Source organism: Actinomadura sp. NPDC023710 (genome assembly GCF_040639875.1).
Classification (GTDB): domain Bacteria; phylum Actinomycetota; class Actinomycetes; order Streptosporangiales; family Streptosporangiaceae; genus Spirillospora; species Spirillospora citrea.
On sequence record NZ_JBFAGB010000005.1, the window covers coordinates 1 to 12,587 of the forward strand.

A 12,587-nucleotide genomic window follows, 5' to 3' on the forward strand; every position below is an offset into this window, starting at 1 on the left:
GCGGCGCCCCCCCCCGAGGTCGACGGCCGCGCCCCCCGGCGCGGGGCCCGCCCCCCCGGCGGCGCCCCCCCCCCGCCGGGCCGGGCGGCTCAGCGGCGGATCTGCACCGACGTCTTGACGACCGGGCCCGAGCTCGCCGGGCCGGCGCCCCGCGAGGACGGGTTGACGGCGTAGTGGAACGAGAAGCCGACGAAGGCGCGGCCGGGCCGGCCGCCGACCTGCACCGCGAAGGTGCAGGTGCCCGAGAGCGTGTACACCTTCCGGGCGCGGTGCGGTGCGACGGTCGAGTGCCAGACGTAGCCGACGGGGATGACGTGCCGGTCGTGGTACCGGCCGTTCAGCCCGGTCGCCGTGCAGACGGCGTTGCCGCGCGCGATCGCCCGCAGCTTCGCACTGGTGATCTGGAACATCCACGGCATCGGGTAGCGCCTGGAGTGCGGCCCGGTCAGCCTCACCTGCGCGCGGAACGTGCCGACCGAGTCGTGGTACACGAATGACTGGTGCCGTTGTGTGAACACGTAGTAATGGGTGGGTGCGGCGTGTTCCGGGCGCTCGGCGGCGGTTGCGGTGGACGCGGCGGACACGGAGCCGAGCGCCATCACCAGCGCCGTTCCAGAAGCGGCCGCGGTCCGGCCGAATGTGTGCATGCGCATTCCAGGAATTCCCTTCGAAAAGGTTCGCCGTCCCCCACGGCGGGTGGACGGCCGTGATCAGCCCGCCGCCCCGATGCTCAGCCGCGGCCGACCGACCGCACGTCCAGCGCGCGGTAGGCGTAGCCGTCCTGTTCGGCCTCCTCCCAGGTGAAGAGCACGTTCTCGCCCGGGTCGAGGGAGGCGAAGGCGCCCGGTTCGGCGCGCACGGCCGAGAAATGCGCCCAGACCTCGCCGGGCACGTCGGGTGAGACCAGCACTCCCCAGCCGGCCTCGTCGTCCCAGGACGCCACCGTCCCGCGGACCGGTTCGCCGCTCATCGGATCCCCTTCCTCCGGCGGACAGTGCGATCATTCTTCGTTTTACCGTGAAAGCGCAAGTGCATTCCGAGGTGAGAAATGTATTGCCGTGATCTTTTGCTTGGTAATCGTTTTTTAGTGTGCAATGAACTCCAAGTGGAGAAAAGCGCGGTATGGCTCCGTGGTGGCGGGACGCCGCCGGTGCGGCGGACGGGTCCGGCGGGACGACGTCCCAGAATCTGAGACGGATGTCCCAGATCCGCGGACCGTGTGGCAGACTGGGCGCATCATGCGCCACAGCCTCGTGATTATCGGCTGGCGCGCCGGCAGCTAACGGGACACCGCCGGCGCGCAGACCTCTCACGTCCGTGAGGGGTCTTTTTTGTGTCCTGGCGCTGATCCCCCTGGGGGTTCTCACATGCAAGGCGACGCGTTCCACGTCTACGACACCACCCTGCGCGACGGCTCGCAGCAGGAGGGGCTCAACCTCTCCGTGCCCGACAAGCTCGCGGTCGCGCGACATCTGGACGACCTGGGCGTCGGCTTCATCGAGGGCGGCTGGCCGGGCGCCAACCCCAAGGACACCGAGTTCTTCAGGCGGGCTCGAACAGAGCTCGACCTGAGGCACGCGCAGCTCACCGCGTTCGGCGCGACCCGCCGGGCCGGGGTGAAGGCGGCCGACGATCCCCAGGTCGCCGCCCTGCGCGACTCCGGCGCGTCCGTCGTGACCCTGGTCGCCAAGAGTCACGACAGGCACGTCGAGCTGGCCCTCCGCACCACCCTGGAGGAGAACCTCGCGATGATCCGCGACACGGTCTCCCACCTGCGTGCGGAGGGCCAACGAGTCTTCCTGGACGCCGAGCACTTCTTCGACGGCCACAAGGCCAACCGCGCCTACGCGCTGGAGGCCGTCCGCACCGCCGCCGAGGCCGGCGCCGACGTCGTCGCGCTCTGCGACACCAACGGCGGCATGCTGCCGGACGAACTGGCCGAGGTCGTGCACGAGGTCGTCGGCCACGGCGTCCGCGTCGGCATCCACTGCCACGACGACTCCGGCTGCGCCGTCGCCAACACGCTCGCCGCCGTCCGGGCGGGCGCCACGCACGTGCAGGGCTGCGCGAACGGGTACGGCGAGCGCAGCGGCAACGCCAACCTGTTCACCGTCGTCGGCAACCTCCAGCTCAAGCGCGGCATGAGCCTCGTCTCCGACGCCCAGCTCGCCGAGATGACGCGGATCGCGCACGCCGTCTCCGAGGTCACCAACGTCGCGCCGAGCTCGCAGCAGCCGTACGTGGGCGTGTCCGCGTTCGCGCACAAGGCCGGGCTGCACGCGTCCGCCGTCAAGATCGACCCGGACCTGTACCAGCACATCGACCCGGCCGCCGTCGGCAACGACATGCGGATGCTGGTGTCCAGCATGGCCGGGCGCGCGTCGGTCGAGCTCAAGGGCCGCGAGCTCGGCTACGACCTGTCCGGCGAGAAGGCCAAGGCCGTCGTGGACAGGGTGAAGGAGCTGGAGTCCACCGGCTACACCTTCGAGGCGGCGGACGCCTCGTTCGAGCTGCTGCTGCGCGAGGAGCTGACCGGCGTCCGGCAGCGGCACTTCGAGGTCGAGTCGTGGCGGTCGATCGTGGAGCGCCGCCCGGACGGGTCCATGATCAGCGAGGCCACCGTCAAGCTGCACGCCAAGGGCGAGCGGATCATCGCGACGGGCGAGGGCAACGGCCCCGTCAACGCCCTCGACAACGCGCTGCGGATCGCCCTCGGCCGCCTCTACCCGGAGCTGGCGCGACTGGAACTGGTCGACTACAAGGTCCGCATCCTGGAGGGCGCGCACGGCACCGACGCGCGGACCCGGGTCCTCGTCGAGTCCGGCGACGGCGAGCGCGAGTGGGGGACCGTCGGCGTCGAGGACAACGTCATCGCCGCGTCCTGGCAGGCCCTGGAGGAGGCCGTCACCTACTGCCTGCTCCGCGCCGGCTACGAGGCGGGCTGACAGGAATCTCTCGGCGTACGCGGGCATTATCAGGGCATGAGCACCGAGATCACCGACAACGCCGAGCAGGGCCGCTACGAGATCAGGGTGGACGGCGACCTCGCCGGATTCGCCGAGTACGAGCGGGGCGACGGCGCCGTCGTGTTCACCCACACCGAGGTCGACTCCGCGTTCGAGGGCAAGGGCGTGGGAAGCGCGCTGGCCCGCGGCGCCCTGGACGATGTCCGCGCCAAGGGCCGGTCGGTCGTCCCGCTGTGCCCGTTCATCAAGAAGTGGATCGGCAAGCACCCGGATTACCAGGATCTGGTGCGTTAGCCGTGTCGCGGGACGTGTCGCGCCGGTGCTCGCGGAAATGCGGGGAGTGATCCCGCTCGTTCGAATGAACGAGCATCTTTCCGTGAGTATCGGTACGGTCACACAGAAAGTTCGCCAAAGCGACGAAACCGGTAGCGGATTTCAGTTGAAGGATCCACTATAGGAGCCTGCACGGCACGTGCGAGGCTTCCGCGCGCCGTGTCGCCTTTCAGGCGGTGTGCCTGTGAACCGATGTCCCTGAACCGATGTCCCTACGACTCGACCTGCCGGAGTGATCGTATGCCTGTCCGACCCTGGAGCCCCGAGGACCTTGGGCGTCCCACGGACGGGACCTGGGCCGACGTGGCGTTCGGCCTCGGCGAGACGTACGAGCGCGAGGGCCGCCTGGAGCAGGCGGCCGGCTGGTACCGGCGGGCGGCCGAGTCCGGGAGCGCCGACGCCGCGCTGCGCCTCGGCGCCGTCCTCGGACGGATGGCCGACGCCGGAGCCGACCACGCGGCCGACGAGCTGCTGGCGGAGGCGACACGGTGGCTCAGCGGCGCGCAGGACGCCACCACTCCCGACGCGATCGAGCTGATCACCGCTACGCTCAATCGGCAGATGCGGCAGGCCGCGCGCCGCGGACTCGAACCGGCTCCCGCAGGCTGAAGCCTTCGGGACGGGTGGTGAACCGATCCGTCGCGCCGGTCGTCGGACTCCATGAGATCGGCGTCAGTGGAAGGTGGACGAGTTGAGCGGCGAGGACTCCGGGTACGTTCCCCCGGACCACAAGACGACCGCCGAGTTCGGCGTCACCAGGAAGCCCACCGCGCCCGCAGAGCCGGCGCCGCCGGGGACGGTGGCCGAACCGGTCGCCGACGACGATCTGGTGGACGATCTCTTCGACGGGGACGTCACGACCCATGACGTCCCCCAGGTGGAAGGCGTGGCCTTCCAGGACCTTCCCTCCGACGATCCTGAGGACGATCTGGAGACGACCTACCAGGACGGCCCGGGCGACGAGCCGGAGGACGACTTCGACTCGACGCTCCAGGACGGCCCGGCCATCGCCTTCCAGAAGCCGCCGCCCGCGGACACCGTGGACGAGCTGGACGTGACCGCGTTCCAGGCGCCGGTCACCTTCGCGGACATCCCCATGGAGCAGCCCTCCAAGCCCACTCGGGCCGTCCCGCCCCAGGCGGCTCCGGCCGTCCCGCCACCGGCGCAGCCGGCCGCCTTCGAGCACGGCGCGAATCCGGCTCCGGTGTACGCCCAGCCCCCCGCTCCCTACCAGGAGCGCGTTCCGGAGCCGGGCCCCGTCCCGGAGCGGATGCCGCCTTCGGAGCAGGCGCCGCACGCGCAGGTGGCCGCCCCGATGTCCGCCGAGGCGCCGTGGACGGAGCAGTTCGCCTCCGAGGAGGAGACGACGAAGCGGGCGGAGAGCGGCCCGGCGTTCGCCTACGGGATGCCCGGGGCGCCGCCTCCCGCCCAGAGCACGATGCCCCCGCACCACGAGGCGACCGTCCCGCCGATGCCCCCGCCCGCGGTGGCCTCGCCGTCCGGCGGGCTGCCCGGCGGGCCGCCGCCGCCCCGCTCGCGGCGGCCGGTGATCCTCCTCCTGCTGATCGGACTGGTGGTGGTCCTCGTCCTGGTCGGCGTCGTGGCGCTGATGCTCGGCCGCGGCTCCGAGACGGAGGGCAAGGCCGCCAAGCAGGCGTCCCCGGCGGCGAGCACTCCGGCGCCGGGCGGTGGCGCGGGGCCCGCGTCACCCGGCGCGCCCTCGCCCGGGGGCAGCGCGCCCGCGACGCCCCCGCAGTCCGGGGTCCCCACGCCCCAGCCGCCCGGCGGGCAGCAGCCGGGCGGGCAGCAGCCGGGCGGGCAGCCCGGCACGCCGCCTCCCGTGACCACCGCACCGATCGGGCCGGTCGTGCAGGGCAAGGGCATCACGTACCAGCTCGTCCAGCAGGACAGCGGGTACTTCGAGGGCAAGATGGTCATCACGAACCGCACCAGTAAGCCCCTGACGGCGTGGAAGGTGACGTTCAAGGCCCCCGGCGCGGACGTGAAGAACATCTGGGGCGCCCGGCTCGTGCACGGCGGCTCCACCGTCGAGATCAGGAACCTGGACGGCGTTCCCGCGATCCAGCCCGGCGCGACGTGGGACATCCAGTTCGGCGCGGCCGGAACGGCGTCCACTCCGAAGTCCTGCGTCCTGAACGGCAGGGCCTGCGGCTTCTGAACGGCAGGCCCGGGACCGACCGGCAGGGCCTGCGGCTTCTGGTCGGCGTACTAGGCTCTTGACCATGCGTATCGCCAGATTCTCCACCGACGACGGCATGTCCTTCGGTGTGGTGGAGGAGAACACCGTCGCCGTCATCGCGGCCCACCCCTTCGGGGAGCTGACCTTCACCGGGCAGCGCCTCCCGCTCGCCGACGTCCGGCTGCTCGCGCCGATCCTGCCCAGCAAGATCATCGCGATCGGGAAGAACTACGCCGACCACGTCCGCGAGATGGGCGGGGACGAGCCGCCCGCCGAGCCGGTGCTGTTCTCCAAGCCGTCCACCGCCGTGATCGGCCCGGGAGAGGCGATCGCCTACCCGCAGAAGCTGTCCGAGCGCGTCGACCACGAGGGCGAGCTCGCCGTCGTCATCGGCCGGATGTGCCGCGAGGTCCCGGCGTCCCGGGCCGCCGAGGTCATCCTCGGCTACAGCTGCGCCAACGACGTCACCGCCCGCGACCTCCAGGCGAAGGACGGGCAGTGGACGCGGGCCAAGGGCTTCGACACGTTCTGCCCGATCGGCCCGTGGATCGAGACCGAGGTCGACCCCGCCGACCTGGCGATCTCCACGACCGTCAACGGGGAGGTCCGGCAGGAGGCCCGCACGTCCCTGCTGCTGCACGACATCCCCACCCTGGTCCAGTACGTCAGCCAGGTCATGACGCTGCTGCCCGGCGACGTCATCCTGACCGGCACCCCCGCCGGCGTCGGCCCCCTGGAGATCGGGGACGAGGTCACCGTCACCGTCGAGAACATCGGCAGCCTCACCAACCGGGTCATCGCCCGCGACTGAGAGGGCCCAGATGTTCACCGGCTTCAGCGACGAGGCCTTCGCCTTCTACGAGGGCTTGCAGGCCGACAACAGCAAGCCCTACTGGACGTCCCACAAGGACGCCTACGAGCGCCACGTGCGGGAACCCTTGACCGAGCTGTGCGCCGAACTCGAAGACGAGTTCGGCGCGGTCAAGCTCTTCCGCCCGTACCGCGACGTCCGGTTCAGCAAGGACAAGTCGCCCTACAAGACGCACCAGGGCGGCCACACCGGCGAAGGCTTCTACGTCCAGGTCGACGCGGACGGGCTCATGGTCGCGGGCGGCATGTACGCCCCGACCCCCGACCAGCTCCGCCGCTACCGCCAAGCCGTCGCCTCCGACACCTACGGAGCCGAGCTGCAGGCCGTCGTGGACGATCTCCGCGCCGCCGGCATGGAGATCGCCGGCGACCGCCTCAAGACCCGCCCGCGCGGGACGGACCCCGGCCACCCCCGGCTGGACCTCCTGCGGCACCGCTCCCTCTACGCCCGCGAGGGCTGGCCCGCCGACCCGTGGATGTCCGACCCCGACGAGGTCATCGCCCGTGTGCGCGCGTCCTGGCGGCGCCTCCGCCCCCTCGTGGCCTGGGGCCGAGAGCACATCGGACCGCCCGACTTCACTCGATGACTCTCCGACCGGCCAATCGTTTTGGCCCTACTCCCGCAGTCCTGTAGTCTCTTCGAGGCGCGAGCGACCAGCCGGAAACGGCTCGGGAGCCCGTACCTCACTGGGGTATGGTGTAATCGGCAGCACGAGTGATTCTGGTTCACTTAGTCTAGGTTCGAGTCCTGGTACCCCAGCTGCGTCCGCCCAGGCGGACACACGCCCCCGTCGTCTAGTGGCCTAGGACGCCGCCCTCTCAAGGCGGTAACGGCGGTTCGAATCCGCTCGGGGGTACGTGGCGGGCTTCCCTGCTCGTTGGGCCTTCGGCCCACCTTCGCCGGGGCCCGCAGTGTGTTCACAGGGGGCGACCTCCTGGAACCCCCGATGTTCGGGCTCCGCCCTCACTATGGCGGGGCTTACTGCTAGATGGCCTTCGGCCAACTACCCCCGGGCCCGCAGTGTGTTCACAGAGGGCGACCTCCTGGAACCCCCGATGTTCGGGCTCCGCCCTCACTATGGCGGGGCTTACTGCTAGATGGCCTTCGGCCATCTGCCCCCAGGCCCGCACTGTTCTCTTTGAGGCGACCCCTTGCTGTCTGGCTCCGGTGTCACCTGGCTGAGGCGTACGCCTAGATAGTTCTCTGCGACGTCCAAGAGGCGTTCTTCTGTCGTGCTCACGCGGTTTCTCCGTGTCGTCTGGTGGCCGAATTTCTGGTGGGGTGGGTGGCCGTGGGGGGTTCGGTTGGAAACCGGTTCGAGGTGGGGGCCGGGGTCCGGTAAGCTAGGCGAGGCCGCGCGGGAGACCGCGAAGGTCATGGTCCTGCCCCCGTCGTCTAGTGGCCTAGGACGCCGCCCTCTCAAGGCGGTAACGGCGGTTCGAATCCGCTCGGGGGTACCCAGTAAGTTCCCGCTCTGAGGCGAGCGCCTTCAGCGCTTCACCAGCGGCTCGATGTGCTCCTTCACAGTGCACGCCATCCTGACGTCTTGATGAGGGTGCTTTCGGCGCGGGCTGGGAATGCTCCGGCCGTGAAGTGGGGGTCCAGGAGCTGGTGCGCGTCACTGGCGGCGGTCATGGTGCTCGTCACGGCGGACGTCCTGCTGGACGGTCCGCTCCGCCACCTCGACCACGTCGTCCACGACTGGAGCGACGCGCACATCCAGGGCCGGCGGCTGGCGGCCGTGGACGTTTTCGCGGCACTCGGCCAGCGGGGCCACCTGGCGAGGATCATCGTCCCGCTCTCGATCATCGCCGCGATGCGGACGCGTTCGGTGCGGTACCCGCTGGCGAGCGTGTTGATCGTGGGCGTCCTCTCGCTGCTGCAGGTGCTGCTGAAGGCGGCGATCCCCCGGACGTTCCCGATCAGCGGAACCGATGTGCTGTTCGTCCGCGGTGACGCCTACCCGTCCGGCCACACCCTCAACGGGTTCGTGCTCGTCTGGATCATCCTCCAACTGACGGTCGTCGCGTTCCCCGCGTCATCGAGGGCCCTGCACCCGCGCCGCCGCCGCGACATCGCGGCGGTGACGGGGACGGTCACGGCGATGGCCCTCACGGTGGTCGACAAGCACTGGCTCACCGACTGCCTGTTCAGCCTCGCCCTCGGTCCGCTCCTGCTGCAGGGCCTGCTCATCCTCGATCCGTTCGCCGCCCGGCGCGGTCGAGAACGCTCAGATAACCTCCCAGCCGACCGGACGCGTCGAGCATGGCGAGGCCTCGCGCGGTGAGCCTGCGCCGCCAGTCGTCCAGCGCCTCGGCGAGGGGCTCGGTGCCGCCCGCGGTCCGGACCTGCCGGACCACCATGGCGATGTGCTCCAGCGGGTAACCGCCGCGCCTGAGAAGGTGGGCGAGTTCGGCGTCGCGGACGTCGCCCGCGCGGAAGACGCGGTATCCGGTCGCCGGGTCCCGCGCGGGGACGAGGATGCCGATGCCCTCCCAGTTGCGCAGCGTCGCGGGCGTGACATCGAGACGATGGGCGAGCTCGCCGATGGTCAGGGGCCCGGGGGCGTTCGGGCGCTCGACACCCGGCTCCGCCAGCAGGTGGTCCACCGCGTTCTTCACCGCGGCGAGGGTTTCGCGGTCCCGGAGCACCTGCTCGTGGCCCCGGTCGATGACCAGCAGGGCGTCGTCGAGGTCGCCGTCGTGGACCGCGTTCATGATCCGGCCGCCGGTCGCGTGCCCGTACGCCGGGACGAGGGCGAGGAAGGCGCGCAGGGCGGCCGCGTGGACCTCGGTGTAGATCCGGTAGCCGGTGGGCGTGCGCTCCGCGGGCGGGAGGAACCCGTCGCGCTCGTAGTTGCGCACGGCCTGCGCCGACAGACCGTGCTCCCGCGCGAGGTCGGACGGCCGCAGGGTGATCACCGCTTTGAGACTTGGAGGGGAGGATGGACGGTCACAGGCGAGAAAGTATCAACCGCTTTTTCAACGATACGATTTCACCACATGAGTCAGGACATTCGCGACTTCGTGACCGCTCCATGTGACCTGCTGGCGTTCGGCGAGCCGACGCACCGGGAACCGTCCTTCGGGCGGATCCGCAACGAGATGTTCGCCCGGCTGGCCGACGAGGGCTTCCGGTCGATCGCCATGGAGACCGACCGGGTGGCCGCCCTCGCCGTCGACGACTTCGTCCGGGAAGGGAAGGGAAGCCTCGACGCCGTGATGAGCGAGGGCTTCTCGCACGGCTGGGGGGACGTGGACGCCAACCGGCGCCTGGTCGCCTGGATGCGTGAGCACAACGAGGGCCGTCCTCCGCACGAGCGGCTGGCCTTCCACGGCTTCGACGCTCCGATGGAGACCCTCAGCGCCCCCAGCCCGCGCGCCTACCTCGAACACGCCCGCGACTACATGGGGCTCGACCTCGACATCGCGGCCCTCACCGGCGACGACCGGCGGTGGAGCCGCGCGGAGGCGGTCATGGACCCGGCCATGTCGATCGGCGCGACGCCCGAGGCCGTCAAGCTGCGGACGATCGCCGACGACATGCTCACCGCGCTCTACGAGCGGGCCCCGAAACTGATCGCGGCGACCTCGCGCGCCGAGTGGTCCAGGGCCGAGATCCACCTCACCGCCGGTCTCGGCCTGCTCCGGTACCACAAGCGGGCGAGCCAGCGCATCGAGCGAGACGCCCGCATCTCCCGCCTGGCGGCCGCCCGGGACGCGCTCATGGCCCAGAACCTCCTGGCCGTACGGGACGCCGAGGACCGGCGCGGCCCGACGTTCGTCTTCGCGCACAACACCCACCTGCAGCGCAACCCGAGCCATATGCGCATGGCGGACATGGAGCTCACCTGGTTCGGCACGGGCGCCATCCTCGCGTCCCTCCTGGACGAGCGGTACGTCTTCGTCGCCGGCAGCCTGGGCCGCAGCGAAACGATCAAGCTCGGGGAGCCGGGGCCGGACACCTATGAGGGCGGCATGCAGAGCCGCATCACCACCTGGGGGCTGACACCGGCCGCCGCGATCCCGTCCGCCCGCCGGCGCGCCGACACCACCCCCGAGCAGGGCTACTTCCCGCTCGACCAGGCCGTCCTCGACACGGCCGACGCGGTCCTGCACATCAGCGACGGCGCGACCGTCTGAGCGTCCCTCCGTCCCCGCCGCCACCCGGCCGGTGGCGGCGGGGATGTGCTCGGCGGCCGGCGGGGTTGCAACCGGTAGCGAGGTACAGGGTTACCGTCGGAGCGTGGGGCGGCCAGGACGAGGAGCAGGGATGGTCGAGACACCGATCGCCGTGGGCGGCGGGTACGAGGGGCTGCGCTCCGGCCAGGTCGCGGAGGCGGCCGGGGTGAACCCGCAGACGCTGCGCTACTACGAGCGGCGCGGGCTGCTGGCCGAACCCGCCCGGACGCTGGGCGGGCACCGGCTCTACCCGGCCGAGGCCGTCACCGTCCTGCGGGTGATCAAGACGGCGCAGCGGCTCGGCTTCACGCTGGACGAGGTCTCCGGGCTGCTGGACGCCGCGCGGCACCGGCACGGCCGTCGCGACGCGGGGCTCGCCGCCCAGGCGCGCGCGAAGCTGGAGGAGGTGGAGCGGCGCATCGCCGACCTGGAGGTCATCCGGTCCGCGCTCAGCGACGCCCTCGACGCCGGCTGCGACGACCTGATCGCCTGCGCGGGGGAGCCGTGCTGCCCGCTGCCGTTCGCCGGACTCGCCGGTCCCGGGGCCGCGCCGGGACGTTCCCGCACATGAGTAGCGTTCCGGCATGACGATCGCGCGCTCCCTGGTCCTGTTCGCCCTCGCCGCCGTCGCGGAGATCGGCGGCGCCTGGATGATCTGGCAGGGCGTCCGCGAGCACCGGGGCGGGTGGTGGATCGGCGCGGGCCTCGTCGCCCTCGGCCTGTACGGGTTCGTCGCGACCTTCCAGCCCGACGCCCACTTCGGCCGCGTCCTGGCCGCCTACGGGGGCGTGTTCGTCGCCGGTTCCCTGGCCTGGGGCATGGTCATGGACGGTTTCCGCCCCGATCGCTGGGACGTCGCCGGAGCGGCCGTCTGCGCCCTCGGCGTCCTGATCATCATGTACGCCCCACGCGGCTGACCCCACTCCACGTCGCGACCCGCGGGCCCCACGCCGCGAGCCCCCGCGTTCGCGAAGATCACGTCGCGCAGCCAGGCCCCCCAGGCCGAACGTGGACGCGTCGTAGTGCTCGGCGAAGCGGGGGTCGGTGCCGAACGTCCGGCCGAGGCAGACCTGCATAGAGTGCGTGCAGTCGAAATACCGCGAGAGCAGCGCGCGGTGCCGCTCGGCGAGGACGCTCGCCTCGGCTGAGCCGGGCGGGATACCGGCCTCCTTCGCGGCGGCGAGGTCGGCTTCGAGCGCTTTCATCTCCGCCGTGACCTCTTTCCACTCCTCGGGGGCCATCCCGGCCGCCCGCTCGGCGTACTGCGCTCACCGCGCGCTGTCACCCCAGCGCTGCCCGGCCTCCTCCACTCAGGAGGGGCGCCCGTCGTCCCCGAAGATCGCGATCTGCTCCTCCGGGCTCAGCCGCATGCCCATCGCCGGCGCCTCCATCAAGCGGTCGACCGCCGACACCGTTTCCTGGAGGCGAGCGATGCGCTCTGTGAGCTGCGCCCCCCCGGTGGCGCAGATGGTCGCGCGCGTCCGTGCCCGCGTCGTCGAGCAACCGGCCGCTCGGCGAGCGGAAGCCCGAGCTCCCGGTAGACGAAGACCCGGTGCATCCGGGCGACATCCTCTCCCGAATACACCCGTACCCGGCGACGGTGGGCCCGCTCGGCTGAACGAGGCCGATCTTCGAGGTCGTCCGCCGGGCGGCCGACGAAGGCTCTGAACCGGACGACCAGCGGGAGCGGTGCGTAGGCAACACCTCCGGGTTCCACGCCCGGCCACCGCGACGCGTATTCCGAACCCCCCACTGAGACGATCTAGCCCTCCATGAGGCCGGCGCGGCCGGAGGGCCCGCGAGGCACGCGCCTGTCTCGATGCCGGCCCGCTCGCGAATCAGCAGCCAGGCGAACGGCTACGCCTGGCCGCGGTCTGGGACGAAACCCATGCCGTAACGCCGGCCCAGCGAAAGGGAGCAGCCGTGGCGGCGTGGATCCGGAGGAATGGCTGCGTGGAGCATCGCCTCAAGTCAGGACCGTCGAAACTCGTTCGCTCGCTCAGCGAACGTGCCCGCCTTTTCTGGTATTCCTGCAG

The 12,587-nt window shown here is 71.1% G+C and carries 13 protein-coding genes, 3 tRNA genes and 1 pseudogene; 13 read left to right on the forward strand and 4 right to left on the reverse strand.

Features of this window, described 5'->3' with window-relative positions; translation table 11 throughout:
• Positions 1 to 89: 89 nt before the first annotated feature.
• Together AB0H37_RS07190 and AB0H37_RS07195 are read right to left on the reverse strand one after the other, a co-directional pair.
• The gene (locus tag AB0H37_RS07190; RefSeq protein ID WP_329094171.1) at positions 90 to 653 is read right to left on the reverse strand and encodes a hypothetical protein; all 564 of its coding nucleotides are present in this window, start codon (positions 651 to 653) and stop codon (positions 90 to 92) included.
• A gap of 77 nt (positions 654 to 730) precedes the next feature.
• On the reverse strand, positions 731 to 970 hold the full coding sequence (locus tag AB0H37_RS07195) for a cold shock domain-containing protein (protein WP_179833292.1): 240 nt from the start codon (positions 968 to 970) through the stop codon (positions 731 to 733).
• A gap of 397 nt (positions 971 to 1,367) precedes the next feature.
• On the opposite strand from AB0H37_RS07195, the gene cimA reads away from it, so the two are divergent.
• The 10 genes from cimA to AB0H37_RS07245 all read left to right on the forward strand — a co-directional run bounded on the left by cimA (position 1,368) and on the right by AB0H37_RS07245 (position 8,657).
• Positions 1,368 to 2,945, forward strand: a complete 1,578-nt coding sequence (cimA, locus tag AB0H37_RS07200; protein ID WP_179833293.1) for a citramalate synthase — start codon at positions 1,368 to 1,370, stop codon at positions 2,943 to 2,945.
• 36 nt (positions 2,946 to 2,981) lie between these two features.
• Complete coding sequence (locus AB0H37_RS07205; protein WP_360611834.1) at positions 2,982 to 3,260, forward strand: GNAT family N-acetyltransferase; 279 nt, start codon at positions 2,982 to 2,984, stop codon at positions 3,258 to 3,260.
• A 279-nt stretch (positions 3,261 to 3,539) separates the two neighbouring features.
• Positions 3,540 to 3,908: a hypothetical protein gene (locus tag AB0H37_RS07210; protein WP_179833295.1), complete on the forward strand. Its 369-nt coding sequence runs from the start codon at positions 3,540 to 3,542 to the stop codon at positions 3,906 to 3,908.
• Positions 3,909 to 3,990: 82 nt separating this feature from the next.
• A complete protein-coding gene (locus tag AB0H37_RS07215; RefSeq protein WP_360611835.1) occupies positions 3,991 to 5,478 on the forward strand; it encodes a cellulose binding domain-containing protein in 1,488 nt (495 codons plus the stop codon).
• 64 nt (positions 5,479 to 5,542) lie between these two features.
• A complete protein-coding gene (locus tag AB0H37_RS07220) occupies positions 5,543 to 6,310 on the forward strand; it encodes a fumarylacetoacetate hydrolase family protein (RefSeq protein WP_179833297.1) in 768 nt (255 codons plus the stop codon).
• Positions 6,311 to 6,320: 10 nt separating this feature from the next.
• The gene (locus AB0H37_RS07225) at positions 6,321 to 6,956 is read left to right on the forward strand and encodes a DUF2461 domain-containing protein (RefSeq protein WP_360611836.1); all 636 of its coding nucleotides are present in this window, start codon (positions 6,321 to 6,323) and stop codon (positions 6,954 to 6,956) included.
• A 101-nt stretch (positions 6,957 to 7,057) separates the two neighbouring features.
• Positions 7,058 to 7,129, forward strand: a tRNA-Gln gene (locus AB0H37_RS07230).
• Between the two features lie 24 nt (positions 7,130 to 7,153).
• Positions 7,154 to 7,226 (forward strand) — tRNA-Glu (locus AB0H37_RS07235).
• 528 nt (positions 7,227 to 7,754) lie between these two features.
• A tRNA-Glu gene (locus AB0H37_RS07240) sits at positions 7,755 to 7,827 on the forward strand.
• 131 nt (positions 7,828 to 7,958) lie between these two features.
• Positions 7,959 to 8,657, forward strand: a complete 699-nt coding sequence (locus AB0H37_RS07245) for a phosphatase PAP2 family protein (RefSeq protein ID WP_360611837.1) — start codon at positions 7,959 to 7,961, stop codon at positions 8,655 to 8,657.
• Here AB0H37_RS07245 and AB0H37_RS07250 read toward each other — a convergent pair.
• Complete coding sequence (locus tag AB0H37_RS07250; RefSeq protein WP_360611984.1) at positions 8,560 to 9,282, reverse strand: TioE family transcriptional regulator; 723 nt, start codon at positions 9,280 to 9,282, stop codon at positions 8,560 to 8,562. The two genes, AB0H37_RS07245 and AB0H37_RS07250, sit on opposite strands and share 98 nt — an antisense overlap.
• Before the next feature lie 90 nt (positions 9,283 to 9,372).
• On the opposite strand from AB0H37_RS07250, the gene AB0H37_RS07255 reads away from it, so the two are divergent.
• The 3 genes from AB0H37_RS07255 to AB0H37_RS07265 all read left to right on the forward strand — a co-directional run bounded on the left by AB0H37_RS07255 (position 9,373) and on the right by AB0H37_RS07265 (position 11,468).
• Entirely contained in the window at positions 9,373 to 10,512 is a 1,140-nt protein-coding gene (locus AB0H37_RS07255) for an erythromycin esterase family protein (protein WP_360611838.1), read from the forward strand.
• A gap of 130 nt (positions 10,513 to 10,642) precedes the next feature.
• Positions 10,643 to 11,122, forward strand: a complete 480-nt coding sequence (locus AB0H37_RS07260) for a MerR family transcriptional regulator (protein WP_360611839.1) — start codon at positions 10,643 to 10,645, stop codon at positions 11,120 to 11,122.
• 13 nt (positions 11,123 to 11,135) lie between these two features.
• Entirely contained in the window at positions 11,136 to 11,468 is a 333-nt protein-coding gene (locus tag AB0H37_RS07265; protein ID WP_360611840.1) for a YnfA family protein, read from the forward strand.
• Positions 11,469 to 11,567: 99 nt separating this feature from the next.
• On the opposite strand, the pseudogene AB0H37_RS07270 reads toward AB0H37_RS07265, so the two are convergent.
• Positions 11,568 to 11,804, reverse strand: a pseudogene (locus AB0H37_RS07270) (TipAS antibiotic-recognition domain-containing protein); the annotation flags it as partial.
• Between the last annotated feature and the right edge of the window lie 783 nt (positions 11,805 to 12,587).